Source organism: Streptomyces sp. MMG1533, from assembly GCF_001279775.1.
Lineage (GTDB): Bacteria > Actinomycetota > Actinomycetes > Streptomycetales > Streptomycetaceae > Streptomyces.
Window position 1 is genome coordinate 22,459 of sequence record NZ_LGDG01000213.1, and the last position, 24,653, is coordinate 47,111.

Below are 24,653 nucleotides of genomic sequence, written 5' to 3' on the forward strand. Positions count from 1 at the left end.
GGATCGGCCGACGGTGCGGGCGTCGAACTGGAGGCTGTCGCCGGCGCTCAGCGACTCGTAGCGCACGTAGGCGCCCGGGTGCTGGGTGCGCAGCGCCTCCCTAGTGGCGCGGCGGCGGTTGGGTGGCGAGGGCGGTGACGGATGGCGGCCACCAGGGGTGTCCAGCCTCGCCCGATGTGCCGACCGGGCGGGATTGCGTTGCCTTTAGTTCAACTCTGTTGATTCACCCAACGAGTTTGAACTGATTCATTGACAGCTTATGTTTGATTATGGTTGCCTCACGGATTGTGAACGGAGTGTAACGCCGTCAGGCCCGCCCCGGTGTGGGCCGTCTGCAGCCAGAAGGGCAATCGATGAACGCGGTTCCTTGTATGCGCCTGATCGTTCGTCTTGAGTCGGGGCCTGAACGGGAGTTCGGCCCCTTCGTGCTCGGGGAGGTGGCTGCCGCTCGCCACGAGGACATCGATGTCAGCGTGAGTGGCACGGCTCCCTTCCAGGTCACTGTGCGTCCGCCGAGCGGTGAGCGCGTCGTCTCCGTCGAGTACCTGCTGCGTGCCCCGATGGGGAACTTCGATGAGGTCGTCCCGCCGGACAGCGGGCGATGGTTCATGAACCTGATGCACGTCACCAGCTTCTGGAAGTTCGGCCGGCTCGCCCAGTCGAAGATCAACGACGTCAAGGTCCCGCTCTACATGTTCACCGGGCGGGACGGGAACGTGGAACTGGCCCTGGGTGTCATCGGCTCCCTCACCGAGACGGACATGCGCCTTCTGGAGCCCGTGTCCAACCGGGCGTTGAACGTGCATACGGGCGGCGTCGAGGTGAGCTTTCGCCGGGGCACGCAGGAGTACCCCCTGTCCCGGTCCACTGCTGCGGCCGATGGATCTTTGACCGAGTACGTGTATCTCGTCTCCGGACCGCAGGGCGGCGAGCGTGCACCGTGGTTGGAGGTGCTGCGGGACTTCTCCGAGCGGACACGAGCCGCCTTCGGGCTGGAGGACCGCATCGTTGCTGAGTCCTTCGAGCCTTTCTGGTGCAGCTGGACCGACTGGGCCAGCGACGACATCAGCACGGAGATGGTCCTGGAGAACGTCAAGATCGGACTCGATGTCGGCGTCCGGAACTTCATCATCGACGACGGCTGGTTCGGCCCCGGCCTGGACACCGCATACGAGACGCCGCTGAACATCGGCGACTGGAAGCCCGACCCGGACAAGTTCCCCGACATGCACGCACTGGTGCGCCGTGTGGAGGCGATGGGGGCGCGAGCCCTCATCTGGTGCGCGCCCCATGCCGTCGGCCCCGCCGCCGACTGCTTCGCCGATCGCCGCCACCTGCTCATCGCCCCGGCCTCCGGTGAACCAGTGCTGGGCGAGACCCAGTTCTACTCGCTGTGCTTCATGAACGCCGAGGCGCGCCGGGCGATGGCGGACGTCTGCGTACGGCTCGTACAGGAATACGGATTCCACGGCGCCAAGTACGACCTGTTCAACTGGATACCCGACCTGCGGTGCGAAAGCCCGCACCACGAGCACGACCTGGATTCCATGCTCACGGGCCTGCAGCTGATGCTGGAGGACGCCGACCGGCGCACCCGTGAGGTGGCGCCGGACTACATCGTCGAGCTCAAGCAGAACTACGGCACGGCGTTCCTCACCCCGTACGGCACCTGCATGCGAGCCGGCGACGCACCATTCGACCCCCGGACGAACTTCCTGCGAACCCTGCACGTACAGGCGTACACCGCGGCCGCGATCAACGACTACCAGACGTTCGGTCCCCATGACACGACGCAGGACATCGCCGTGGCGGTCATCTCCATGCTGGCTGCCGGAATCCCCGCCTACGGCTCCGACTTCGCCCGCCTGTCAGAGGAAGGCAAGGAGGTGCTGCGCTGGCACCACCAGCTGTACGCCGACAACATGAGCGGCTTCCTGCAGCACCGTAGGACCGACAACGCCTCGCACAGCGTCCTGCGAGCCACGGCCGACGAGCGCGACGTCGTCTTCGTCCTTCAGCCCACCACCTCGTGCCGAGTGCAACGGCCGACCTTCGTGCTCAACGGCGGCTACGCGTCCCGGCTGACGGTGGATGCGCAGGCCGAGGGGCTCTCCTACACCGTCCTCTCGCCGACCGGGCAACCACTCACCGCTGAATGCCCCCATCCCGGAGGGCCACTCACCATCGACGTACCGCCCGGCGGCGGCATCGCCTTCGAAGCCGCCTCCGGAAGCGAGGTCCTGGTCTGATGGCATCAGGCGTTGAAGTTTCCGTGCGGGACCGGTCGATCGCCGCAGCCCGCCGCACACTGGCCACCGTGCCGGCCTCCGCGGACGTGGACCTGTCGCACGTCACACGTGTCGTGGCGATCGTGGCCTCGTCCAGGGGCGGCAGCAGCCTCCTCCACCAGATCTTGTCGGACCAGCCCGACGTACTGTCCATCGTCGGCGAGCACACCGCTCTGTACAAGCTGAACGGGCTCGACCGCGGCAGGGACGGCTCCGACGTACTGGAGCCGGACGCCGTGTTCAACTGGGCCGAGTTTTCGTCAGACTTCATGTCTCTGCTCGGTTCCGGGGCGAACCGGCCGCCGGTGGATGCCGCCGGCCGCATGCAGTACGCGGCCGTAGTGACACGCCGCCTGGCCCTGCAGTGGCCCCTGGAGGAGATCCAGTACACGACTGTCCAGGATGCCGTTGACCAGGCGGTGCGCAGCTGTGCACGCCTCGACGACCCGGACGCTCTGTTCGCACAGGTGCTCCACCACCTTCGCGGCTCCCACCCCCGCGTCGACCCCTCCTTCTACGATCTGCCGTCTGCTCTGCGGAGCGAGGGGAACACCGGCGAGCTGCGCACGCCCCACGACGGCTTCTGCATCGAGGAACCGCCGTTCATCGTTCCTCGCGTCCGCACCGCCGCCGATCGGGACTGTCTGCGGGGCCGTCCCGTCGTGATCAAGTCGTCCGTCGACGCTTACCGACTGCCGTTGCTGCGCCGCCTCTTCCCTCACGCCCGGCTACGGGTGATCCACCTCACCCGCAACCCCGCCGCAAGCATCAACGGGCTCTACGACGGCTGGCGCGACCGAGGATTCTTCTCGTACGACGTCTCCGACCAGCACACCCTGGCCATCGACGGCTACTCGGAACTCGGCGCGGCGGCAACGCGCTGGTGGAACTTCGACATTCCGCCGGGCTGGGACAAGCTCGTCGACCAGCCGCTGGAATGGGTGTGTGCCCAGCAGTGGGCGGGAGCGCACCGCTCAGCTCTGGAAGGGCTGGCGTCCGGCATCGCCGACGAGGTTCTGCGCGTGCCCTTCGAGCAGATTCTTCACCCCGGTACGCGGGAGGCCACCCTCCGGTCCGTCTTCGACTTCGCCGGAATCCAACAGCCTTCCCGTCCAGTCCAGTTCCCCGTCGTCATGGCGACCGCGCAGCCTCGCCCGGCGCGCTGGCGGCAGCGAGCCCACCTCGTGCTCCCGGCCGTGGAGCACCCCGCCCTCCGGGACATCGCAAGCGAACTCGGCTACCGCAAGGGGGAGGAGGACCAGTGGCTGTGACCGCCGCCGCCTACCACGGGCCGGGCTGGCGGGCCCGCCTGGGACGGCACGAGGACGACATCGCGCACGGCGGCACCTGGGCACCGCTGCGGGTGGAGCGGGACTACGACCGGCTCACCGATGTCGCCCTGCACTGCCCGCCTGCCTCGCTGCTGACCGCGGGGGACCCGGACGCGCTCCAGCACCTGGAACGGCTCGACCACTCCGCGCTGCGCCGGGACATGGACGTACTGGCCGAGACGTACCGGGCCCTCGGCATCACGGTGCACGAGCTGCCCGCTCCCCAGGCGCCCGGCGGGAATCCCTACAGCGGCGCCAACGCGATGTTCGCGCGTGATCTGCTGTGGATGACCAGGGCGGGCGCCGTCATTCCCCGGATGGCCAGCAGCGTCCGCGCCGGCGAAGAACTGCAGACTCTCCGGCTCTGCGCACAGCTCGGCATTCCCGTGGCCAGAACCATCGGCGCCGACGGCCTCTTCGAGGGCGCCGACGCCCAGTGGCTGCGCACCGACCTGGTCGCGGTCGGACTCGGCACACGCACCAACTACGCGGGCGCCCGCCAGGTCGCACAGGAGGCGCGACAACAGGGCGCACGGGCGCTGCGGCTGTCCGTACCGAACGGAGTCCAGCATCTGCTGGGCGTCCTCCAGGTGCTCGACGCCGACCTGCTCGCCGCCCGTACCTCGATCATGGACCCCGCCGATGTGCGCCGACTGCGTGATCTGGGGTTCACCGTCGTCGACATCCCGGAGTCCGACGAGGTCCGCACCCGGCAGGCGTTCAACTTCGTCACCGTGGCGCCCCGCTCGATCCTCATGCCGACCGGATCCCGGGACACCGCGGCACTGCTCGCCCGGCACGGCATCGAGTGCGTGGCCCGCGTGCCGATACCCGAACTCGCCAAAGGAGCAGGGGGGATCGCCTGCGCCACAGGAATCCTCGCCCGCACAGCCCAGAACTGAGGTAGCCCGGATGCCGACACTCAGCGTCGTCGTGCCCTTCTACAACGTCGCCCCCTACTTCCCCGAACTCCTGGAGTCCCTGGCCACCCAGGAACTCGCCGACCTCGAAGTGGTCCTGGTCGACGACGGCTCGACCGACAACAGCCCCCAGATCGCCTCCTCATGGGTGGCCAAGGACAAGCGATTCCGTCTGATCACCCAGCCCAACCGCGGACTGAGCGCCGCCCGCAACGCCGGTGCCGCGCAGGCCACGGGCACCTACCTGGCCTTCGCCGACTCCGACGACGTCGTCCCGCCGACGGCCTACCGAGCCCTGGTCCAGTCCCTGGAGTCCACGGGTTCCGACTTCGCCTCCGGTGACGTACGACGCCTCAACTCCTCGGGCACCCACCGCCATCCGCGCTACGCCGACGTCTTCGCCGCCCCGCGCCGGAGCACCCACATCACCCGCGACCGCGACCTGATCCTCGACCGCATGATCTGGAACAAGGTGTTCCGCCGGTCGTTCTGGGATCACCACCAATTCGCCTTCACCCTGCGCCAGTACGAGGACGCGCCCGTGACCGTACGGGCCCACATCGAGGCCCGCGCCATGGACGTGGTCGGACAGGTCGTCTACCACTGGCGCATCCGCGAGACCGGCGAGCGCTCCATCACCCAACGCCTGTACGAGCCCGACAACATCGCGGCCCGCATGCGCATGATGGTTGTCACCGGGGACCTCGTGCGCGAACGCGCCCCCGAACTGCTGCCCGTCTACGAACGGGACATGTGCCTGGGCGACCTGCGCATCGCGACGCTGGCGATGCTCGAGAACACCGACGAGGCGATGGCGGCGGCCCTCGAACTCGGGCGCGGCTTCCTCTCCCAAGTGGACGAGCACGTGCTCGATCAGCTGCCTGAGCCGAACCGGCACCGGCTCTCCCTCCTTCTCACCGGTCGCTCCGACGAACTCCGCGAGGCGCTGAGTGCTGACGGGCAGTAATACGCCAGGCACCACAGCACACACGTCCCCGGCGCCAAGAACTGCAGGCCAACTGCTGCGCCAGGAGGCGGACTTCCGCCGCGTCTACCTGTCTCAGCTGGTCAGCCTCGGCGGCGACTGGTTCGCGATGATCCCGCTCCTCGCCCTGCTCCAGGAGCTGACCAGCGCCCCCCTGTGGGGGGCGCTGGTCCTCGCGGCCGACACCCTGGTCATTGCCGCGCTGTCCCCGTACGCCGGAGTGATCGTCGACCGCGTGGACCGCCGTCGACTGATGATCCTGTGCGACCTGCTCTCCGCCGCCTTCATCGCCACCCTGTTCCTGGTGCGGGACGAGTCGACGGCCTGGATCGCCTTGATCGCGCTGGGCGGTGTCGCGGGCGTGAAGGCGTTCTACGGGCCGGCCGCCAACGCCGCACTGCCCAACTTGGTACCGAAACAGGACTTGTTGACGGCCAACGCGCTCAGCGGTGGCGCCTGGGGAGTAATGCTCGCGGTGGGCGCCTCACTGGGCGCCCTGCTCGCATCCGCCGTCGGCACCTACTGGTGCTTCGCGCTGGACGTGGTCACCTTCTGCCTCTCCGCGGCCCTGGTACAGCGCGTGCGAAAGCCCTGCGGCGACCACCGGCGCGGGCGGACGCGAAGCAGGGTCCGCGACGATCTGCGCGAAACCGCAGCGTTCGCCCGCACGGACCGTCGCATCATCGCCCTGGTCCTGGCCAAGCCGGGAACCGCCCTGGGCAACGGAGTCCTGGCCCTCTTCCCCGCCCTGGGCGCGGCGGTGTTCCACGTCGGCGATGTCGGCGTGGGCCTGCTCTACGCCGCCCGAGGCGTGGGCGCGCTGATCGGCCCTGTGCTCGGCCGGCGCCTGCTGTCCGGGGGAGAGGACCGGATCCGTCTGCTCATCCTGGCCTCAACCCTGACGTTTGGCCTGGCCTATGCCGGATTCTCCGCCGTCACATGGTTCCCGCTGGCAGTTCTGCTGGTCGTCACGGCCCACATCGGCGGCAGCATGAACTCCACCCTGTCGTCCTTCGCCCTGCAGTCGGCCACACCGGACAGCATCCGCGGACGCGTCCTCAGCGCCGACTTCATGTTCTCCACCCTCTCGCTCGGCGCCAGCCAACTGGTGGCGGGCGGCCTCACCACCACGATGAACGCACAACACGCCGCCCTGTGCATCGCAGCCATCGTGATCACCTACGGCGTGCTCTGGCGGACCCTCGCCGACAGCCTGCGCCGGACCAACTTCTCTCCCACGAAGTGAGGTAGCCCGAACATGCCCATGTACGCCAAACCCTGCGCGTGTGGAGTGACGGTGTGGCTCACCGGCTCCCCAGGTGACGGAGCGGTGCCCCTCGCACATGCGCTCGCCGACCTGCTGCGCAGCGCCGGGCAACAGGTGGCCGTACTCGAAGCGAAGGAGCCGCGGCGTGCCGGGCTGACAGCCGAAGTTCTCGCTCGAAACGGCATGCTGGTCCTTGTCACCTGCACCCCGGACCACCCGCAGGACTGTGACACCGCGCGGAAGCGTCACGGCAAGAGCGGCACGCAGTTCCTCGACATACGGGTGGCGCCTCCACCATCGGACACACCGAAGGCCGACCTGCCCCCTCACGCTCCCGACTTCGTCGTGCCGGCAGACACCCCGGAGACCGAGCGACCGGCTCTCCTTCTGGAACTGCTCACCGAACGACGCTTTCTCGTACGGCGTCCCTTGGAGAACCACTCCCAGCCCAGTGTTCCTCGGGAACCCCGTCGTACACCACGTTCGTGGACGTGACCCCGTGCCGGCGGGGTGCAGTCATTGATGGACGGTCCGATATCGCGAGCCTGGCGGTGGGAGGGAGCGGTAATGGGAAAGGACTTTCAATTCCCAGGGTGATCTGAGGTGAGTGGTGGATCCGGGGGCCGCATACGTTAGCGTGGCGAGCGTTGACAGCGAGCCCCGTGCTGGTTCGTGCTGGTTTTAGAGCCGCAGTAGGGGTAAACGTGCAGGTCAGGGCGATTTCGTGAGAATTCTGCACACTTCCGACTGGCATCTCGGCCGGGCCTTCCACCGGGTGAACATGCTCGGCGCCCAGGCCGAGTTCTTCGGCCACCTCGTCACGACCGTGCGGGAACAGGCCGTGGACGCGGTCGTCGTGTCGGGGGACGTGTACGACCGTGCGGTGCCGCCGCTTGCCGCGGTCGAGCTGTTCGACGACGCCCTGCACCGCCTTGCCGACCTCGGGGTGCCCACGGTGATGATCTCCGGGAACCACGACTCGGCCCGTCGGCTGGGAGTGGGCGCGGGCCTCATCGATCGCGCGGGCATCCATCTGCGGACCGAGCCGTCGGCGTGCGGCACGCCGGTGATGCTCTCCGACGCCCATGGTGACGTGGCCTTCTACGGGCTGCCGTATCTCGAACCCGCCCTGGTGAAGGACGAGTTCGCGGTGGACAGGGCCGGACACGAGGCCGTGCTCGCCGCCGCCATGGACCGCGTCCGCGCGGACCTCGCCACGCGGGCGCCCGGCACCCGCTCCGTCGTCCTCGCACACGCCTTCGTCACCGGCGGCGAGGCCAGCGACAGTGAGCGGGACATCACCGTCGGCGGGGTGGCCGCCGTGCCCTCCGGCGTCTTCGACGGCGTCGACTACGCGGCCCTCGGGCACCTGCACGGCTGCCAGACCATCACCGAGCGCGTGCGCTACTCCGGCTCCCCCCTGCCGTACTCCTTCTCCGAGGCCGACCACCGCAAGAGCATGTGGCTCGTCGACCTGGACGCCGAAGGCGCTGTCACCGCCGAGCGCGTCGACTGCCCGGTGCCGCGTGCCCTGGCCCGGATCCGGGGCCCCCTGGAGGACCTGCTCGCCGATCCGGACCTCACCCGGCACGAGGAGGCATGGGTCGAGGCGACGCTCACCGACCCGGTTCGGCCCACCGACCCCATGGCCCGCCTCAGCGAGCGGTTCCCGCACACGCTCAGCCTCGTCTTCGACCCCGAGCGGACGCCGGACGACCCCGCCGTGTCGTACGCCAAGCGGCTTGCCGGGCGCACCGACCAGCAGATCGCGGAGGACTTCGTGGCCCATGTGCGCGGCGCCGGACCCGACGAGCGCGAACAGGTGGTGCTGCGGGACGCGTTCGACGCGGTGCGTGCGGACGAGGTCGTGCGGGAGGTGGCGCGGTGAGGCTGCACCAGCTGGAGATCACCGCGTTCGGGCCCTTCGGGGGATCCCAGCTCGTCGACTTCGACGAGTTGTCAACGGCCGGGCTCTTCCTGCTGCACGGACCGACGGGTGCCGGCAAGACCTCCGTCCTGGACGCCGTGTGCTACGCGCTGTACGGCACCGTGCCCGGCGCCCGGCAGACCGGCCAAGGGACGACGCTGCGCAGCGACCACGCCGCGGCCGGCACGCGCACCGAGGTGCGTCTCGAACTCACCGTCGCCGGACGCCGGTTGGAGATCACCCGACAGCCTCCCTGGGAGCGGCCCAAGAAGCGCGGCTCGGGCACCACGCTCGACAAGGCCCAGAGCTGGCTGCGCGAGCATGACGCGGCGGCCGGCGCCTGGAAGGACCTCAGCCGTTCCCACCAGGAGATCGGCGAGGAGATCACCCAGCTGCTCGGCATGAGCCGTGAGCAGTTCTGCCAGGTCGTGCTGCTGCCCCAGGGCGACTTCGCGCGCTTCCTGCGCGCCGACGCCGAAGCCCGTGGCAGGCTGCTCGGCCGCCTCTTCGACACCCACCGCTTCGCCGAGGTCGAGAAGCGGCTCGCCGAACGCCGACGCGCGGCCGAGGCTCAAGTGCGCGAGGGCGACTCCGAGTTGCTGGCCGACGCGCACCGTATGCAGCAGGCGGCCGGTGCCGCCATGGAGCTGCCGGACCTGGCACCGGGCGAACCGGGCCTCGCCGACGCCGTCCTGCGCGCTGCCGCCGTCGCCCGCAGCACCGCCCGCGAACAGCTGACCATCGCCCACTGCCGCCTCACGGCGGCCGAGTCCGCCCAGGCCGCTGCCGACCGCGCCCTGGCCGACGTACGCGAACTGGCCCGGTTGCAGCGGCGGTTCGCCGAGGCGCGGGAGCGGGCCGCGCTCCTTGAGGAGCGGGTGGACGGCTACCGGCAGGCGCAGGCGCGGATGGAGCGGGCCCGCAAGGCGGAGGCGGTGGCGCCCGCGCTGGAGCTGCGGGAGGCGGCGGACACGGAGCACCGGCGGGCGGCCGCGGCCGAGGCACGTGCGCGCGCGGCGCTGCGGGACGCCTTCGGTGGCGCAGAGGCGGCTGCTCGGCACGGCGGGCCGTTCGACGCGGGGCACGCGGATGTCAGGCCGGCGGGTGCCGTGACCGAACCCGGCGCGTCCGCCCGGTCCGCGCACGCCTTCGCGGATGCCGGGCCTGCCGGACTCGCCGCGGCCGCCCGCCGCGCCGCCGAGGAGCTGGGTGGCCTGGAGTCGGCACGGCGCGGCGAGCGGCGGCTTGCCGAACTCGTCGCGGAGCGGGCCGAGTCGGAGCGTCAGGAGCGGGACGACGAGGAGGTCCGGCAGGAGGCCGAGGCCTGGCTCGCCGGGTGGGAGGAGACCCGGGCGGGGCTGCAGGGCCGTATCGAAGCCGCTCAGGAGGCCGCCGCCCGGGCCGAACAGCTCGGCGTCCAGCGCGACCCCGCCCAGCGGCGGCTCCGGGCGGCCCGGCAGCGCGATCAGTTCGCGCTCGACACGGACGCCGCGCAACGGCGGGCGCTCGCCTCGGCCGAACTCGCCGCGCAGGCCCGCACCCACTGGCTCGACTTGAAGGAACAGCGCCTGAACGGCATCGCCGCCGAACTCGCCGCCAACCTCACCGACGGCGAGCCCTGCGCCGTCTGCGGAGCCACCGAACACCCCGCCCCCGCCCGCAAGGTCGCCGGACACGTCGGCCGCGAGGCGGAGGAACGCGCCCTCGCCGCCTACCAGAGCGCCGACGAACAGCGCGCCGAGGACGAACGGCGCCTGGGCGTCGTACGAGAAGCCCTGGCCGCCGCCACCGCGGAGGCCGGCGACACACCCACGGGCCAACTCGCCGAAGCGGCCAGCGAGTTGGAGCAGCTCTACACCCAGGCCCGCAGGGACGCCTCCGCGCTGCACCCCGCGAACGAGGAGCTGCGCCGGGCTCAGGGCGAGCACGAGCAGCGGACCGCCGCCCAGCAGCAGGCGGCACTCAGGGCCGCCTCCCGGGTCGGGCACCGCGAGCGCCTCGACCACGAAAGGGCCACCCTGGAGGCGGAGTTGGCGCAGGCGCGCGGCACCGCCGACAGCGTCGCCGCGCGGGCCGCGCAGCTGGAGCGTCGGGCCGCACTGCTCACCGACGCCGCCGACACCGCGCGCGCCGCCGAGGACACCGCGCAGCGCCTCAAGGACGCCGACGCGCGCCTCGCCGACGCAGCCTTCCGTGCCGGGTTCGAGACCCCGCAGGCCGCGGCCGCCGCGCTCCTCGACGAGGTGGCCCACCGCGAGCTGCAACGGCGGCTGGACGCCTGGCAGTCCGAGGAGACCGCCGTACACGCCGTCCTGGCCGAGACCGACGCCGCGGCCGCCGCCCGGCAGCCGTCCGCGGACCTCAGCTCCGCGGAGCGGACCGCGGCCGGCGCGGCCCAGCGGCTGCGCGAAGCGGCCTCCGCGCGCGACGCGGCGGCACGCCGCTGCACCGAACTCGACCGGCTGTCGGCGCGAGCGACCGCAGGGGTACGACGCCTTGCGCCGCTGCGCGAGGAGTACGACCGCGTGGCCCGCCTGGCCTCTCTCGCCGCGGGCACCTCGGCGGACAACGAACGAAAGATGCGGCTGGAGTCGTACGTCCTGGCGGCCCGGCTGGAACAGGTGGCCGCGGCCGCGACCGTACGGCTGCAACGGATGTCGTCCGGCCGCTACACCCTCGTCCACTCGGACGACCGCAGCGGACGCGGACGCAGCGGCCTCGGACTGCACGTCGTCGACGCCTGGACCGGCCGTGAGCGCGACACGGCGACCCTGTCCGGCGGCGAGACCTTCTTCGCCTCGCTCGCCCTCGCCCTCGGCCTGGCGGACGTCGTCACCGACGAGGCGGGCGGGGTCCGCCTCGACACCCTGTTCATCGACGAGGGCTTCGGCAGCCTCGACGACCAGACCCTCGACGAGGTCCTCGACGTCCTCGACTCGTTGCGCGAGCGCGACCGCAGCGTCGGCATCGTCAGCCACGTGGCCGATCTGCGGCGGCGCATCCACGCGCAGCTGGAGGTCGTGAAGGGGCGCTCGGGGTCGGTGCTCAGGCAGCGCGGGGTCGGCTGAACTCACCGGCCCAGCGGACGCCTCGGCAGCGGCGAGGAGTAGACGACGCTGGTGGTCACCGAGCCCAGGGCGCCGATCTTGCCCGACACCTCTTCCAGATGGCGCATCGAGCTCGCCGTGACCTTGATCACGAAGCAGTCGTCGCCGGTCACATGGTGCGCCTCGAGGATCTCCGGCGTCGCCGCGACCAGGTCGTGGAAGGGCTTGTAGTTGCCGTTCGGGTAGCGCAGGCGGACGAACGCCAGGATCGGCAGGCCGAGCCGCTCGGGGTCCACGACGGCCGCGTACCCCTTGATGACGCCGGCCTCCTCCAGCCGCCGCACGCGCTCGGTCACGGCGCTCGGAGACATGGACACGGCACGGGCCAGCTCGGCGAAACTGGCCCGGCCCTCCCGCTGGAGGACGTCGAGGATGCGCCAGTCGGTGGCGTCCGGGGAATACGCGGTCATGTGCGAGGAATAGCAGGGGAATCCACGGCCGGACAAGGGGCAAGCCGTGGAATGCCCCTTCAGGTCGCCGAAGGCCGACCGTAGATTTCTGGTCATCGAGAACGACCACGGAAGGGCCTCGACATGACCACCACGACCGCCACCGCCAACCCCGTCCTGCGCGTCGACGCCGCCAACCCCGTCCTGCGCGTCGCCCCCGCCGCCCCGGCCGAAGCCGCCGCCTACTTCCGCGCCGCCCTCGCCTTCCACGCCGACGTGTCCGACGTCGCCGCCGCGCTCGCGTCCGACGGCGACCCCGGCTTCGTCGTCCTCGACTCCCGCTCCACCGAGTCCTGGGACCAGGGCCACCTGCCGGGCGCCGTCCACCTGCCCACCGCACTCATCCCCGAACAGGCCGAACAGCTCCTCGACAAGTCCGTGCCCGTCGTGACGTACTGCTGGGGGCCCGGCTGCAACGGCGCCACCCGGGCCGCCCTCGCCCTCGCCGAACTCGGCTACCAGGTCAAGGAGATGCTCGGCGGCTTCGAGTACTGGGCGCGCGAGGGCTTCGCGTTCGAGACCTGGGAGGGCCGCGAGCGGCGCGCCGCCGACCCGTTGACGGCGCCGGCGGACGCGGAGAACTGCGGCTGCTGAGGCCGGGGTCCGGTCGGCTTTGCGAACGTGTAGGTTCTGGCGCATGGTGCGATACGCGGAACCGGGCACGGTGGAGTGGGTGGAGTCGGGCGGCGGTCCGCTCATAGCGGTGCCGGAGACGGTCCTGCCGTTCTGGGCGGGGGCCGACGGGGACGAGACCGCGTCCGACTACGACCGGGCGTGCGAAGTGGACGGGTTCATCGGCCTGCTGCCCGTCGGTGACAGCGCCGCGCTGGTGTTCGGCGACGAGCCCGCCTCCACCACCTATCTGCCGGACCACCACACCTTCGTACGGTGGTCCGCGGCCGACTCCGAGGCCGCACTCCTCGCGGAGGTCCCGACGGCGCTCGACACGGCGGCGTGGGGACCGGAGGTGTGCTGGAACGTACCCGGCGCGGTGCTGCTGTTCGACGCGGCGTGGCCCGGCACCGACTCCGCGGGCACCGAGCACGTCAGGGTCGGCCTCGATCCCGGCCGGTACGCCGTGCGCGCGGCCCATGTGCAGCCCGGCCCCGAGACGTGGCTGGGGCTCGTACAGCTGCGGCGGCTGCCCGACTGACCGGCCCCGGAAATCGGGGACGCGTCATCGCCGGGTCGCTCGGGAACGGGACGCGTCATCGCCGGGTCGCTCGGAAATTGAGGTGCGTCACCGCAGGACCCGCGCCCATCCTGATCGACATGCCTCGACTCCCGCACCCCACCCCCGAAGAACTGCGCCGCGACCCGCTGCCCCTGCGCGGCCGTACCGCCCTGGTCACCGGGGCCAGTCGGCGGGCCGGCATCGGGCACGCGGTGGCGCGGCGGCTCGCCGCGTACGGGGCGAGTGTCTATCTGCACCATCACGTCCCGCACGACGAGGAGATGCCCTGGGGCGCCGACCGGCCCGAGGACGTGGCCGCCTCGGTGCGCGAGGTGCAGGGCGCCCCGGACGCCCGGGTCGTCTCGGGGCCCGGTGACCTGTCCGACCCGGCCGTGCCCGCCGAGCTGATCGGCGCCGCCGCCTCGGCGCTCGGCGGACGGCTCGACATCCTCGTCGCCAACCACGCCCTCAGCGGCTCCGACGGCACCCTCGACGCGATCGACGCGGCGCGACTCGACGCGCACTGGGCCGTCGACACCCGCTCGGTGCTGCTGCTCGTGCAGGCCTACGCGCGGCTGCGGGCCGGGCTGCCGGAGCGTACGCCGGGCGGCCGGGTCGTGATGATGACCTCGGGCCAGGACCACGGCGGCGGCATGCCAGGCGAGATGGCATACGCCCTCCAGAAGGGCGCCCTCGCCTCCGTCACCCGCTCCCTGTCGACGACGCTCGCCGAACAGGCGGTCACCGTGAACACCGTCAACCCCGGCCCCGTGGACACGGATTACCTGACCGGGGAGGCATACGACACCGTCGCCGCCATGTTCCCGGGCGGCCGCTGGGGCATGCCCGACGACCCCGCCCGCCTCATCGCGTGGCTCGCGACGGACGAGGCGGGCTGGGTCACCGGCAACGTGATCGACTCGGAGGGCGGCTTCCGGCACTGACCCCTTGGACGGCTACAGCTGCGACAGCTCGTCCACCAGGTCGTCCAGACCCAGCGAGCCCTGCGAAAGAGCCGCCATGTGCCAGGCCTTGAGGTCGAAGGCGTCGCCGTGCCGCCTGCGGGCGTTCTCCCGGCCCAGCAGCCAGGCGCGCTCGCCGAGCTTGTAGCCGATCGCCTGTCCCGGGATCGTCAGATAGCGGGTCAGCTCGCTCTCCACGAAGTCCGCCGGACGGCTGCTGTGCGCGCCGAAGAACTCCTGCGCCAGCTCCGGAGTCCAGCGCTCGCCCGGGTGGAAGGGGGAGTCCGCCGGGATCTCCAGTTCCAGGTGCATGCCGATGTCGACGATGACCCGGGCGGCCCGCATCATCTGCGCGTCGAGATAGCCGAGCCGCTGCTCCGCGTCCGTGAGGAAGCCGAGTTCGTCCATCAGCCGCTCCGCGTACAGCGCCCAGCCCTCCGCGTTGGCGCTGACCATCCCGACGGACGCCTGGTATCGGGAGAGGCTCCCGGCGACGTGCACCCACTGCGCGAGCTGGAGGTGATGGCCCGGGACGCCCTCGTGGTACCAGGTCGACACGAGGTCGTAGACCGGGAAGCGGGTCTGGCCCATCGTCGGCAGCCAGGTGCGGCCGGGGCGTGAGAAGTCCTCCGACGGGGGCGTGTAGTACGGGGCCGCCGCACCGCCGGGCGGGGCGATACGGGACTCCACCTTCCTTACCCGCTCGGCGAGTTCGAAGTGCGTGCCGTCGAGCGTCTCGATGGCCTGGTCCATCAGACCCTGCAACCAGTCGCGGACCTCGTCGACGCCCTCGATGTGCTTGCCGTGCTCGTCGAGGTGGGCCAGCGCCACCCACGGCGTCCCGGCGCCGGGCAGGATCTTCTCGGCCTCCTGCTTCATCTCGGCGAGCAGTCGGTGGTACTCGGCCCAGCCGTACGCGTACGCCTCGTCGAGGTCCAGCTCCGTGCCGTTGAAGTAGCGCGACCAGCGGGCGTAGCGCTCGCGGCCCACCGTGTTCGGGGCGCCCTCGATCGTCGGCGCGTACACCTCGCGCATCCAGTCCCGCAGCTCGGCGACGGCCGCGGTCGCCGCGCGGGCGGCCTCGTCGAGCTCGGTGCGCAGCGACTCGGGGCCCGCCGACGCGAAGTCCTCGAACCAGCCGCGCCCCTGGCCGTCCGTGTCCGCCCACTCGGTGAGCTGCTCGACGAAGGTGGCCGTCGGACGCGGGCCCGCGTACAGCTTGCGCTCCAGGCCCAGGGTGAGGGACTCGCGGTAGCCCGCCAGCGCGGCCGGCACCGCGCGCAGCCGCTCGGCGACGGCCGCCCAGTCCTCGTCGGTCTCCGTCGGCGTGACCGTGAAGACCTCCCGCACCGAGTGCGCGGGCGTGGCCATGTTGCCGACCGCGCGCAGCCCCTCGTCCGCGTCGTGCACGGCGAGCTCCGCACCGAGCCGCTCACGCAGCAGCCGCGCGCACCGGCGCTCGATGTCACTGTCCGCACCGGGTTGCCGCTCGGCCTCGTCGAGTTTCGCGAGTGTGGCCCGGTGCAGTTCCGCGAGCGCCTCCTGGCCCGCGGGCGAGATGTCGGGCAGCCTGCTCGAACTCTCCTTCACGCCGAGATACGTACCGGTGACCGGGTCGAGGGCGATGAGTTCGTCGACATACGCGTCGGCGACCTCTCGGGGCAGCGGGCTCTTGGTCTCAGACATGTGGACCATCCTCGTACGACGGGTCGTCGCACGTCACCCGGATTGAGCCGGGGGAGTATCGGGAGGCAGGAGGGGCCCGCAGTCCCACTGCTGGAAGATCAACCGGGTCTCCACGCGGGCCACTTCGCGCCGGGACGTGAACCCGTCGAGAACCAGGCGTTGCAGATCGGTCATGTCCGCGACGGCCACATGGACGAGGTAGTCGTCCGGGCCGGTGAGATGGAAGACGGTCCGGGACTCCGGCAGCGCCCGGATCCGCTCCACGAACGGCCCCACCAACTCCCGCCGGTGCGGCCTGACCTGCACGGACAGCAGGGCCTCCAGGCCACGGCCCAGCTTGGCGGGGTCGAGCCGGAGCTGATGGCCGAGGATGACGCCCGCGCGGCGCAGCCGGGTCACCCGGTCCAGACAGGTCGACGGCGCGACCCCGACCTGCGCGGCGAGGTCGCGGTAGGTGGTCCGGGCGTCGTTCTGCAGCAGGCGCAGCAGATGCAGGTCCACCGGATCCAGTACGACGGATTCAGCCATCGGCCGAACGTAGCACGGGGATCCACCCCTGTGACCCGGCCGGTGTTCACCCTTCCGTCCATGGACACAGCGAGCAGGGAGGCGTCCTCGCACGACGCCGTACGCACCGTCACCAGAGCACTGGCCACCGAGGCCGTCCACGCCGGCCGCGACGACCTCGCCCGGCAGGGACTGCACGCCCCGCCGATCGACCTGTCCACCACCTACCCGTCCCACGACAGCCGGGGCGAGGCCGCCCGCATCGACGCCTTCGCGACCACGGGCGCCGAGCCGGACGGCCCGCCCGTCTACGGACGGCTCGGCAATCCGACCGTCGCCCGCTTCGAGACCGCCCTCGCCCGGCTGGAGGGCACCGAGGCCGCGGTCGCCTTCGCCAGCGGCATGGCCGCGCTGAGCGCCGTCCTTCTCGTACGGTCGTCCCTGGGGCTGCGTCACGTGGTGGCCGTGCGCCCCCTCTACGGCTGCAGCGACCACCTGCTCACCGCGGGGCTGCTCGGTTCCGAGGTGACCTGGACCGACCCGGCCGGGATCGCGGACGCGCTGCGACCGGACACCGGCCTGGTGATGGTGGAGTCCCCGGCCAATCCGACGCTCGCCGAACTGGACCTCAGGGCCGTCGCCCACGCCTGCGGCTCCGTGCCGCTGCTCGCGGACAACACCTTCGCCACGCCCGTCCTGCAACGCCCCGTCGAGCACGGGGCGCGGCTGGTGCTGCACAGTGCCACCAAGTACCTGGGCGGGCACGGGGACGTGATGGCGGGGGTCGTCGCCTGCGACGAGGAGTTCGCCGGGCGGCTGCGGCAGGTCCGGTTCGCCACGGGCGGCGTGCTGCATCCGCTGGCCGGCTATCTGCTGCTGCGCGGCCTCGCGACCTTGCCGGTGCGGGTACGGGCCGCGTCCGCGAACGCCGCCGAACTGGCCGGGCGCCTGGCCGCCGACCCGCGCGTCGCCCGTGTCCACTATCCGCGTATCGGCGGCGCGATGATCGCCTTCGAGGTGTACGGCGACCCGCACGAGGTCATCGGCGGCGTCCGCCTGATCACCCCGGCCGTGAGCCTCGGCAGCGTCGACACCCTCATCCAGCACCCGGCCTCCATCAGCCACCGCATCGTGGACGCCGAGGACCGGCGCGGCGCGGGCGTGAGCGACCGGCTGCTGCGGCTGTCGGTGGGCCTCGAGGACGTCGAGGACCTGTGGCAGGACCTGGACCGGTCGCTGGGCGAACGGCGCGGCACCATGTCCCGAACGGTTCGCCCGGCCGGGGTCCGCGACTCCAAGGGCGTGTCTCTTTGAGGGGTTGGTCAGTTGATCGGATGTGTCCGTCCGATCGGTGATCAGCGATGTGATGCGGGACCGGATCGAGCCGCGGATGCCGGCTGATCCGGTCCGCGTGCGGCGATGGGCCGACCACCGCCGCCCGCTCGAGGCCATCGCGTGGAGGGACCGCACCAACAGCTGGAGATCCCGGCCGGCTGCGAGTTCGAGGTGATCCAGGAGACGCCGCGCCGCTGTCGCATGGTGCTGCCGCTGATCGGCGCCCCGGCCCCGAAGCCGGATCCCTCGTGACGGGACAGGCGCTCGGATGTGCCCTGACCCTCCGGGCCTCGCCCCACGACGCCGACATGGCCATGCAGGTGTGGAACCTGGAATTCGGCGTGCCAGGCCCCACGTCTGCGGCATGATCCGCCGAGGCCCTAGTCGCGGACGCTCTCCTCGCTCAACTCCCGCTCCCGCTCGTACGCCGCTCGGCCCGCGACCGGAGCCACGTCCAGGCGGGCCGTGATCACCAGGGTGCCCTCCTCGATCTGGTAGTCGAGGGGGAGACCCAGGCCGCGCATCGCGGCGACCATGCCGGTGTTGGACGACTGCGTCACCGCGTACACGCTCGCGCAGCCGGCCTCGACGGCCATCGCGACCAGCCGGCCGAGGAGTTCGCCGCCGATGCCGCGCCGCTGCCAGGCGTCCTCGATGAGCAGCGCGACCTCGGTCTCGTCGCCGTCCCACAGCAGATGGCCGAGCCCGACGACGCGCCCGGAGGCGGTCTGCACGGCGAGCGTCCGGCCGAAGCGCGGACTGAGCAGGTGGTTGAGGTACCGGTCGGCGTCACCGACCGGACCGTGGTAGCGCATGCCGAGGGTCCGCTGCGAGCACCGCTCGTGCATCGCCTTCGCGGCCTGAAGGTCGTCCACGTCGGCCCGGCGCACGGTGATGTCGCTGCCCTCGGGGAGGGTGAGCACGTCCTGGCTGCGCGGCACCCGCGGACCGAGCCGCGCGTCCAGCTCCACCAGGGCCCGTGCCCGAGCGAACTCGGTCGGGGTGAACGGCAGGTACGGCCGCTCCACGGTGATCACTCCGCCTTCCGGCGCCCGAAGCCGCATCACCGTGTCCTCCAGTACCCCTTCCACCGGCACCGCCTCCGGCCCCGGGGCACCGCCGGCCACCGGCCTGGCGGGCAGGGAACGGATGGTGCACCGGCCCAGCAACTGGCGCAGGGCCAACGGCAGTTCCGCCGCGTCCAGGGCCGTACGGGCGGCCAGGCCCAGCACCCGGGTCGGCGCGTCCACCAGGTCGTGGGCGTCCGCCCGCTCGATCCAGGTGTCACTGCCGCCGGCCACCGCGACCGCACGGGTGATCTCGCCGCCCGCGAGGTCGCCGGGAGCACGCAGCAGGAACTCGTCCACCGTGCCGTCGGCCAGCGGGTGCGTCTGCAGGCTGAGGATGTCGACTCGCTGCCCGGCGAGGGCCGTGCACAGGGCGGCCAGCGATCCCGGTTCGTCCTTCACCGTGGTCCGCATCCGCCACAGCGTGCTCTCCCCGGCCCCGGGGCCCGGCGTCGCCGACCCCTGGTCGGAGGGCCCGGCCTGCTGCTGCGTGGGCAGCGGCCGGGCACCGGTATCGCCCGTCGGAGGTGCGTGACCGTGGCGGCGTGCCCACCATGTGTGGAATCCGGCCGTGGCGATCAGCACGATCGCCGAGACCAGCAGCAGCTCAGGGCCGTCCGGCCCGTGCCCGACCAGGTTGGCCACGGCGTCCGCCACCGCCACGGCCGTGAACAGGGCGGCGAGTTCGACGACGTCGCGCCGCCAGTGGTGCACGGGGCGACCGTTCTTGGTGCGCGTCACATCGGTTACTTTTCGAGTCATGCAACCACTGTGAAGGAACGGTGTTGCGTGATCACGAACGCTTTGTGACTGATCGGTAAAAGGTAGTTCCGTACCTTTTGTTTTTCTTTGGACGATTCTGGCGTGGCCCCTACTGACCCACCCGGCCCGGCTGGAGCACCTGTGTGAACAACACGGTGCCGTCCTGTTCCCGCAGCCGTACCGTCAGCTCACCGCTGTCACCGTCGATGTCGACCTCGCCGAAGAACTGGTACCCGCCGGCCGGCGAGACATTGGCCGTGGTGGGCGCCTTGACGAAGACCCGTTCGGGGCCGAAGGTGCCGTCCAGCGCGTTCGCCGGGAAGGCGCCCGCGTTGAGCGGTCCGGAGACGAACTCCCAGAACGGTGCGAAGTCCTTGAACGCGGCCCGTGACGGGTCGTAGTGCTGGGCCGAGGTGTAGTGGACGTCGGCCGTGAGCCACACCGTTCCGGTGATCCGCCGGTGCTTGATGAACCGCAGCAGTTCGGCGATCTGCAGCTCACGGCCGAGCGGGGCGCCGGGGTCGCCCTGCGCGACCGCCTCGATGTTCGGCTTGCCGTCCGTTGTGTCCGGCACGACCAGGCCGAGCGGCATGTCGGAGGCGATCACCTTCCACACCGCCCGGGAGCGGGCCAGCTCGCGCTCGAGCCACTCCAGCTGCTCACGCCCGAGGATGCCCTGCGGGTCGGTGGTCTGGTCGTCCGTCGAGTTCGCGTTGCGGTAGGTGCGCATGTCCAGGACGAACACGTCGAGGAGCGGGCCGTGGTGCTGCACCCGGTAGACCCGGCCGTCGGGGCGGCGCAGTGTCGAGATCGGGAAGTACTCCGAGAACGCCTGCCGGGCGCGGGCGGCGAGCACGTCGATGTTCTTCTCGGTGTACCGGGTGTCGGCGAGGATCTCCCCCGGGAACCAGTTGTTGGTGACCTCGTGGTCGTCCCACTGGATGATGGAGGGGACCTGGGCGTTGAAGCGCTTGAGGTTCTCGTCGAGCAGGTTGTAGCGGAAGTTGCCGCGGAACTCCGCCGGCGTCTCGGCGACCTTCGACTTCTCCTCGGTGGTGATGTTCCGCCACGTCCGCCCGTCCGGCAGGGCCACGGTCTCGGTGAGCGGGCCGTCGGCGTAGATGTTGTCGCCGCTGCAGAGGAAGAAGTCCGGGTCGAGCTTCGCCATCGCGTCGTAGATCCGGTAGCCCCCGAACTCCGGGTTGATGCCCCAGCCCTGCCCGGCCAGATCGCCCGACCAGACGAACCGCACGCCGTCGCGCCGCTTGGCGGACGCCGTGCGGAACGTGCCGGTGACCGGCTCGCCGGTGCGGCGCGGGTCGTCCGGGTCGGCCAGCAGCACGCGGTAGTGGATCTGCTCGCCGGCCGGGAGTCCGCGCAGCCGGGTCGTCCCGGTGAAGTCCGTGTCCGCGCCGAGCAGCGGCCCGTGCCATCTGCGCGGGTTGCGGAACGACTCGGTGGCGGACGTCTCCACGACCATCCGGGCCGGACGGTCGGAGCGCACCCACACCAGCCCCGAGTCGCTGGTGACGTCTCCCGTCTGCACGCCCCAGCCCGCCCCGGGGCGCCCGGAGAGGGCGAATGCCGGTGCCGCGCCCGCGGCGGTGGGCAGGGTCAGGGCCGCCGACGCGGCCAGGGAGCCGCGCAGGACGCTGCGGCGGCCCGGGAACGGACGGTGTGACATGGATACGCCTCCAGGGACGGGATCCGGCCAGTGTGCAGTGACACAACTACTGGCCCGGCGCAGCCCGCACGGAAACCACGAGTGAACACGTGAACAACTGACCGCGGGACAGGGAAACCGGTTTGCCGCCGGCATCCGGCCCGGACGCGGATGCAGGCCAACGGTCCCTGTTCCACGGGGAGTCGTACCCCGTCCGCCCCGGACCCGCTCGCAGGACGCGGCGGCGCCTCCGGCTCCCGGACTCCTTCGCGGGCCGGGTCGGACCGCGCCCGGTCGCGGCCCGACTCCGGTGCGTGGAAGCCGAGTTGTACGCGCGGTACGGCCGGGCGGCGAACCGTCCCCAGGCGTACCGGAAGGAGGACGAGCCCCTCAGCGGCTGCCGTCGAGGATGACGCGCGCGACCAGCGCGGGGTCGTCGTTCATCGGGCAGTGGCCGCAGCCGGGCAGCCGCACCAGCCGTGCCCGGGGAATGATCTGCTTGGCGCGCACGCCCTGGCGCCGGATGAGCAGCCTGTCCTTCGTGCCCCAGGCGAGGGTGACGGGGACGCCGGGCACGTCGTCGGTGAACTGGACGGCGGAACCCGCCCGGAGGGTCTCGGCGAACCCCGTCGCCCGTGCCAGCGCGAGCGTCTCGGCGACGACGGCCTCCGGTGAACGGCGGTTCGGCCGGGCGTAGATGGTGCTCGTCAGCGCTGCGCGACCGACCGCGGTGCGCGCCAGCTGCTCGACCATGGGGAGCGGCATCCGCTCGGCGATCCGCCGCATCGTGATGAGCACGCCGAAGGCGTAGCGCCGCTCGGCCTGCGACCAGAACCCGGCCGGCGACAGGGCCGTGACCGACCGCACGAGCTGCTCGCGGCCGAGTTCCAGGGCGAGCAGACCGCCGAGCGAGTTGCCCGCCACGTGCGGCCGGTCCAGCTCCAGCGCCTCGCAGAAGGCGCCGAAGACCTGCGTGGTGGTGGGCAGGTCGTACGCGAGGCCGTCCGGCAGGCCGGGGGAGACTCCGAAACCCGGGAGGTCCACGGCGATCACGTCGCGCTCGGTCGCGAGGATGTCCACTATCGGGTCCCAGGCCTGCCTGTGGTGACCTATGCCGTGCAGCAGGAGCAGCGGCTCGCCCCTGCCCGCCCGCGTGTAGGAGACGGTGACGGGCCGAGGGCCCTGCGCGGTGGGCACTTTGAAGGCGACGGTGGCGGACATGGGGCTGCTCCTCGACGGTGGGAACTCGCTGACGAACGCGGCGTAGACAGCTTGTCAGCAATTGCTACCGGCGGGTAGCCCTCAAGGCGGCACACGTCCTGAATCGCCTGGACACGACCGCGGGCGTCCGCTGGGATGGTGTTGTGACCACCGACACCGAGATCGACGTCTTCGAAGAGCACCGTCCCGTCCTCCTGGGCGTCGCCTACCGCATGCTCGGGCGGGTGGCCGACGCGGAGGACGTCGTGCAGGAGGCATGGCTGCGCTGGTCTGCCGCCGACCGGACCGAGGTGCGCGAGCCGCGCGCCTATCTGGTGCGCGTCACGACCCGCCTCGCCATCGACCGGCTGCGCCAGGTCAAGGCGCGCGGTGAGACGTATGTCGGTCCGTGGCTGCCGGAGCCGTACGTCACCGACTTCGGGAACACCGTGCCCGACACCGCGGAGCGGGCCGTCCTCGCCGACTCCGTCTCCCTCGCCGTCCTCGTGGTCATGGAGTCGCTGTCCCCTCTGGAGCGTGCGGTGTTCGTCCTCCGGGAGGCCTTCGGCTACCCGTACGCCGACATCGCCGCCATGCTGGAGCGCGGCGAACCGGCCGTGCGGCAGCTCGCGGGGCGGGCCCGCAAACACGTGGAGGAGCGTCGGCCGCGCTACGAGGTCGACCCCGTACAGCGCCGCGACCTCACCGAGCGGTTCCTCGCCGCCGCCGGGGAGGGCGACCTGGAGGGACTGATGTCCCTGCTCGCCCCGGACGTCCGCCTCGTGGGCGACAGTGGCGGCAAGTCGAAGGCGCCGCTGCGGGTCCTGGAGACGGCCGACAAGGTGGGCCGCTTCATCGTCGGCGCCGCCGGGAAGGGCGGCGGCATCCCAGACCTGTCCTTCCGCTTCCTGGAGGTCAACGGCGGACCCGCGATCCTGGTCCTGTCGGGGGACAAGCCCGACTCCGTCTTCCAGATGGACGTCCTGGACGGCCGCATCCAGTCCGTCTACATCATCCGCAACCCCGACAAGCTGCGGTCCCTGGCCGCACTCTGATGCCGGGCGCCAGGCCCACTGTACGAACGCCTCGTGAACGCTGCCGGGCGACACCGTCGTCCGTGGCGCCAGGTATCGATGATTGGTCTTGACCAAGGGTGGGGGCCGTCCTATGGTCGCAGAGAAGTGCAACAACCTTTAATAAACAAGGGCGTTAAAAAGCCGCCGGACCACGGCGATTGCGGAGGACAGGGTGGGGACCACGCAGCTGGAAACGGTGCCGGAACCGAAGTACTGGCATCTCAGGACCGTGCTGAGCGAGGCATTGGACACCGAGTTCACGGTGGGCGAGATCCTGCCCAACGAGCGCGACCTCGCCGCCCGCTTCGGCGTGGCCCGCGCCACGCTCCGCCAGGCCTTGGAACAGCTGGAACTGGAAGGCCGCCTCCAGCGCCGCCGCGGAGTCGGTACGACCGTCGCACCGCCGCGCATGGGCGTGGCCGTCGGTACGGAACAGCACGCCTGGCCGGGTGCCGCCGGCGACGACTGGGAGCCCGTCGACTCCACCCTGGAGGAGCCGCCCGCATCCGTCGCGGCGGCCCTGGAGACCGGCGTCGACCAGGGCGTGCACCTGGTGCGCCGCTCGCGTACGACCCACGGCCAGCCCGTCGCCGCCGAGCTGCTCTACATCGCGCAGTCGGCGGTGCCCGACCTCTCCGCCATCGACGCGCCCGCGGGGGCGGCACGCGCGCGTGCCGTGCTGCGCGAGCTGCAGCGGCTGGAGCTGGAGGGCCAGGAGAGCGCCGTCGAGCTGGGCTCCGCCCGCGCGGACGACGCCCGGCAGCTGGACCGGCTCCCCGGGGCCCCGGTCCTCGTCGTCACCACCCGCTACGTCGCCGAGGGCCGCACGGTCGCGGTCTCCGTGGCCACCTACCGCGCGGACACCTGCCGGCTGACCTTCGGGGACTCCGGCGGCGTGGAGATCCACCAGGGCCCGGAGCGCCGGGCGTCCTGACCGCCGTAGCGCC

The 24,653-nt window shown here is 71.4% G+C and carries 21 protein-coding genes and 1 pseudogene; 16 read left to right on the forward strand and 6 right to left on the reverse strand.

The genetic code is table 11. The annotated features are described in order from the left end of the window. Positions 1-473 precede the first annotated feature (473 nt). The 8 genes from ADK57_RS20955 to ADK57_RS20990 all read left to right on the forward strand — a co-directional run bounded on the left by ADK57_RS20955 (position 474) and on the right by ADK57_RS20990 (position 11,786). A complete protein-coding gene (locus tag ADK57_RS20955; RefSeq protein WP_159050114.1) occupies positions 474-2,249 on the forward strand; it encodes an alpha-galactosidase in 1,776 nt (591 codons plus the stop codon). Then, entirely contained in the window at positions 2,249-3,559 is a 1,311-nt protein-coding gene (locus ADK57_RS20960) for a sulfotransferase (RefSeq protein WP_159050115.1), read from the forward strand. Before ADK57_RS20955 ends, ADK57_RS20960 begins: the two co-directional genes overlap by 1 nt. Then, positions 3,550-4,521 carry a dimethylarginine dimethylaminohydrolase family protein gene (locus ADK57_RS20965; RefSeq protein ID WP_159050116.1) on the forward strand — a complete coding sequence of 324 codons (972 nt, stop codon included), beginning with the start codon at positions 3,550-3,552 and terminating at the stop codon, positions 4,519-4,521. The genes ADK57_RS20960 and ADK57_RS20965 overlap by 10 nt, the downstream gene beginning before the upstream one ends. Before the next feature lie 10 nt (positions 4,522-4,531). Then, positions 4,532-5,506 carry a glycosyltransferase family 2 protein gene (locus ADK57_RS20970; protein ID WP_053751028.1) on the forward strand — a complete coding sequence of 325 codons (975 nt, stop codon included), beginning with the start codon at positions 4,532-4,534 and terminating at the stop codon, positions 5,504-5,506. Next, a complete protein-coding gene (locus ADK57_RS20975) occupies positions 5,490-6,770 on the forward strand; it encodes an MFS transporter (protein WP_078973249.1) in 1,281 nt (426 codons plus the stop codon). Before ADK57_RS20970 ends, ADK57_RS20975 begins: the two co-directional genes overlap by 17 nt. 84 nt (positions 6,771-6,854) lie before the next feature. Continuing rightward, positions 6,855-7,286: a hypothetical protein gene (locus ADK57_RS20980; protein WP_053751030.1), complete on the forward strand. Its 432-nt coding sequence runs from the start codon at positions 6,855-6,857 to the stop codon at positions 7,284-7,286. A 229-nt stretch (positions 7,287-7,515) separates the two neighbouring features. Continuing rightward, entirely contained in the window at positions 7,516-8,679 is a 1,164-nt protein-coding gene (locus ADK57_RS20985) for an exonuclease SbcCD subunit D (RefSeq protein ID WP_053751031.1), read from the forward strand. Further along, positions 8,676-11,786 carry an AAA family ATPase gene (locus ADK57_RS20990; protein ID WP_053751032.1) on the forward strand — a complete coding sequence of 1,037 codons (3,111 nt, stop codon included), beginning with the start codon at positions 8,676-8,678 and terminating at the stop codon, positions 11,784-11,786. Before ADK57_RS20985 ends, ADK57_RS20990 begins: the two co-directional genes overlap by 4 nt. A 2-nt stretch (positions 11,787-11,788) precedes the next feature. Here ADK57_RS20990 and ADK57_RS20995 read toward each other — a convergent pair whose 3' ends face one another. Then, positions 11,789-12,235, reverse strand: coding sequence for an Lrp/AsnC family transcriptional regulator (locus ADK57_RS20995; RefSeq protein WP_030041473.1), 447 nt, complete (start codon positions 12,233-12,235; stop codon positions 11,789-11,791). A gap of 123 nt (positions 12,236-12,358) precedes the next feature. Between ADK57_RS20995 and ADK57_RS21000 the strand changes: the two genes are divergently transcribed. The 3 genes from ADK57_RS21000 (at position 12,359) to ADK57_RS21010 (ending at position 14,392) form a co-directional block, all read left to right on the forward strand. Then, positions 12,359-12,868 (forward strand): rhodanese-like domain-containing protein, encoded by a 510-nt coding sequence (locus tag ADK57_RS21000; RefSeq protein ID WP_053751033.1) that lies wholly within the window; start codon positions 12,359-12,361, stop codon positions 12,866-12,868. A 43-nt stretch (positions 12,869-12,911) separates the two neighbouring features. Further along, the gene (locus ADK57_RS21005) at positions 12,912-13,427 is read left to right on the forward strand and encodes an immunity 21 family protein (RefSeq protein ID WP_053751034.1); all 516 of its coding nucleotides are present in this window, start codon (positions 12,912-12,914) and stop codon (positions 13,425-13,427) included. Positions 13,428-13,546: 119 nt separating this feature from the next. Next, complete coding sequence (locus ADK57_RS21010) at positions 13,547-14,392, forward strand: SDR family oxidoreductase (protein ID WP_053751035.1); 846 nt, start codon at positions 13,547-13,549, stop codon at positions 14,390-14,392. 12 nt (positions 14,393-14,404) lie between these two features. On the opposite strand, the gene ADK57_RS21015 is transcribed toward ADK57_RS21010, so the two are convergent. Both ADK57_RS21015 and ADK57_RS21020 read right to left on the reverse strand, forming a co-directional pair. After that, a complete protein-coding gene (locus ADK57_RS21015; RefSeq protein WP_053751036.1) occupies positions 14,405-16,096 on the reverse strand; it encodes a DUF885 domain-containing protein in 1,692 nt (563 codons plus the stop codon). Positions 16,097-16,129: 33 nt separating this feature from the next. After that, positions 16,130-16,624, reverse strand: coding sequence for an Lrp/AsnC family transcriptional regulator (locus ADK57_RS21020; RefSeq protein ID WP_053751037.1), 495 nt, complete (start codon positions 16,622-16,624; stop codon positions 16,130-16,132). Between the two features lie 60 nt (positions 16,625-16,684). On the opposite strand from ADK57_RS21020, the gene ADK57_RS21025 reads away from it, so the two are divergent. From ADK57_RS21025 to ADK57_RS52020, 3 genes and pseudogenes are all read left to right on the forward strand, one after another. Further along, positions 16,685-17,917: a trans-sulfuration enzyme family protein gene (locus ADK57_RS21025; protein ID WP_053751257.1), complete on the forward strand. Its 1,233-nt coding sequence runs from the start codon at positions 16,685-16,687 to the stop codon at positions 17,915-17,917. A gap of 22 nt (positions 17,918-17,939) precedes the next feature. Continuing rightward, a pseudogene (locus tag ADK57_RS50540) lies at positions 17,940-18,095 on the forward strand (IS5/IS1182 family transposase); the annotation flags it as partial. Then, positions 18,059-18,190: a hypothetical protein gene (locus ADK57_RS52020; RefSeq protein ID WP_267890774.1), complete on the forward strand. Its 132-nt coding sequence runs from the start codon at positions 18,059-18,061 to the stop codon at positions 18,188-18,190. The pseudogene ADK57_RS50540 and the gene ADK57_RS52020, both read left to right, overlap by 37 nt. Positions 18,191-18,318: 128 nt before the next feature. On the opposite strand, the gene ADK57_RS21030 is transcribed toward ADK57_RS52020, so the two are convergent. The 3 genes from ADK57_RS21030 to ADK57_RS21040 form a co-directional block, all read right to left on the reverse strand. Next, positions 18,319-19,767, reverse strand: coding sequence for a GNAT family N-acetyltransferase (locus ADK57_RS21030; protein WP_199830642.1), 1,449 nt, complete (start codon positions 19,765-19,767; stop codon positions 18,319-18,321). 109 nt (positions 19,768-19,876) lie between these two features. Further along, on the reverse strand, positions 19,877-21,451 hold the full coding sequence (locus tag ADK57_RS21035; protein ID WP_053751038.1) for an alkaline phosphatase D family protein: 1,575 nt from the start codon (positions 21,449-21,451) through the stop codon (positions 19,877-19,879). A 369-nt stretch (positions 21,452-21,820) separates the two neighbouring features. Then, on the reverse strand, positions 21,821-22,651 hold the full coding sequence (locus ADK57_RS21040; protein WP_053751039.1) for an alpha/beta fold hydrolase: 831 nt from the start codon (positions 22,649-22,651) through the stop codon (positions 21,821-21,823). A 143-nt stretch (positions 22,652-22,794) separates the two neighbouring features. Between ADK57_RS21040 and ADK57_RS21045 the strand changes: the two genes are divergently transcribed. Then, positions 22,795-23,685, forward strand: coding sequence for an RNA polymerase sigma-70 factor (locus tag ADK57_RS21045; protein ID WP_053751040.1), 891 nt, complete (start codon positions 22,795-22,797; stop codon positions 23,683-23,685). Between the two features lie 193 nt (positions 23,686-23,878). Further along, positions 23,879-24,640 (forward strand): GntR family transcriptional regulator, encoded by a 762-nt coding sequence (locus tag ADK57_RS21050; protein ID WP_053751041.1) that lies wholly within the window; start codon positions 23,879-23,881, stop codon positions 24,638-24,640. Positions 24,641-24,653 lie beyond the last annotated feature (13 nt).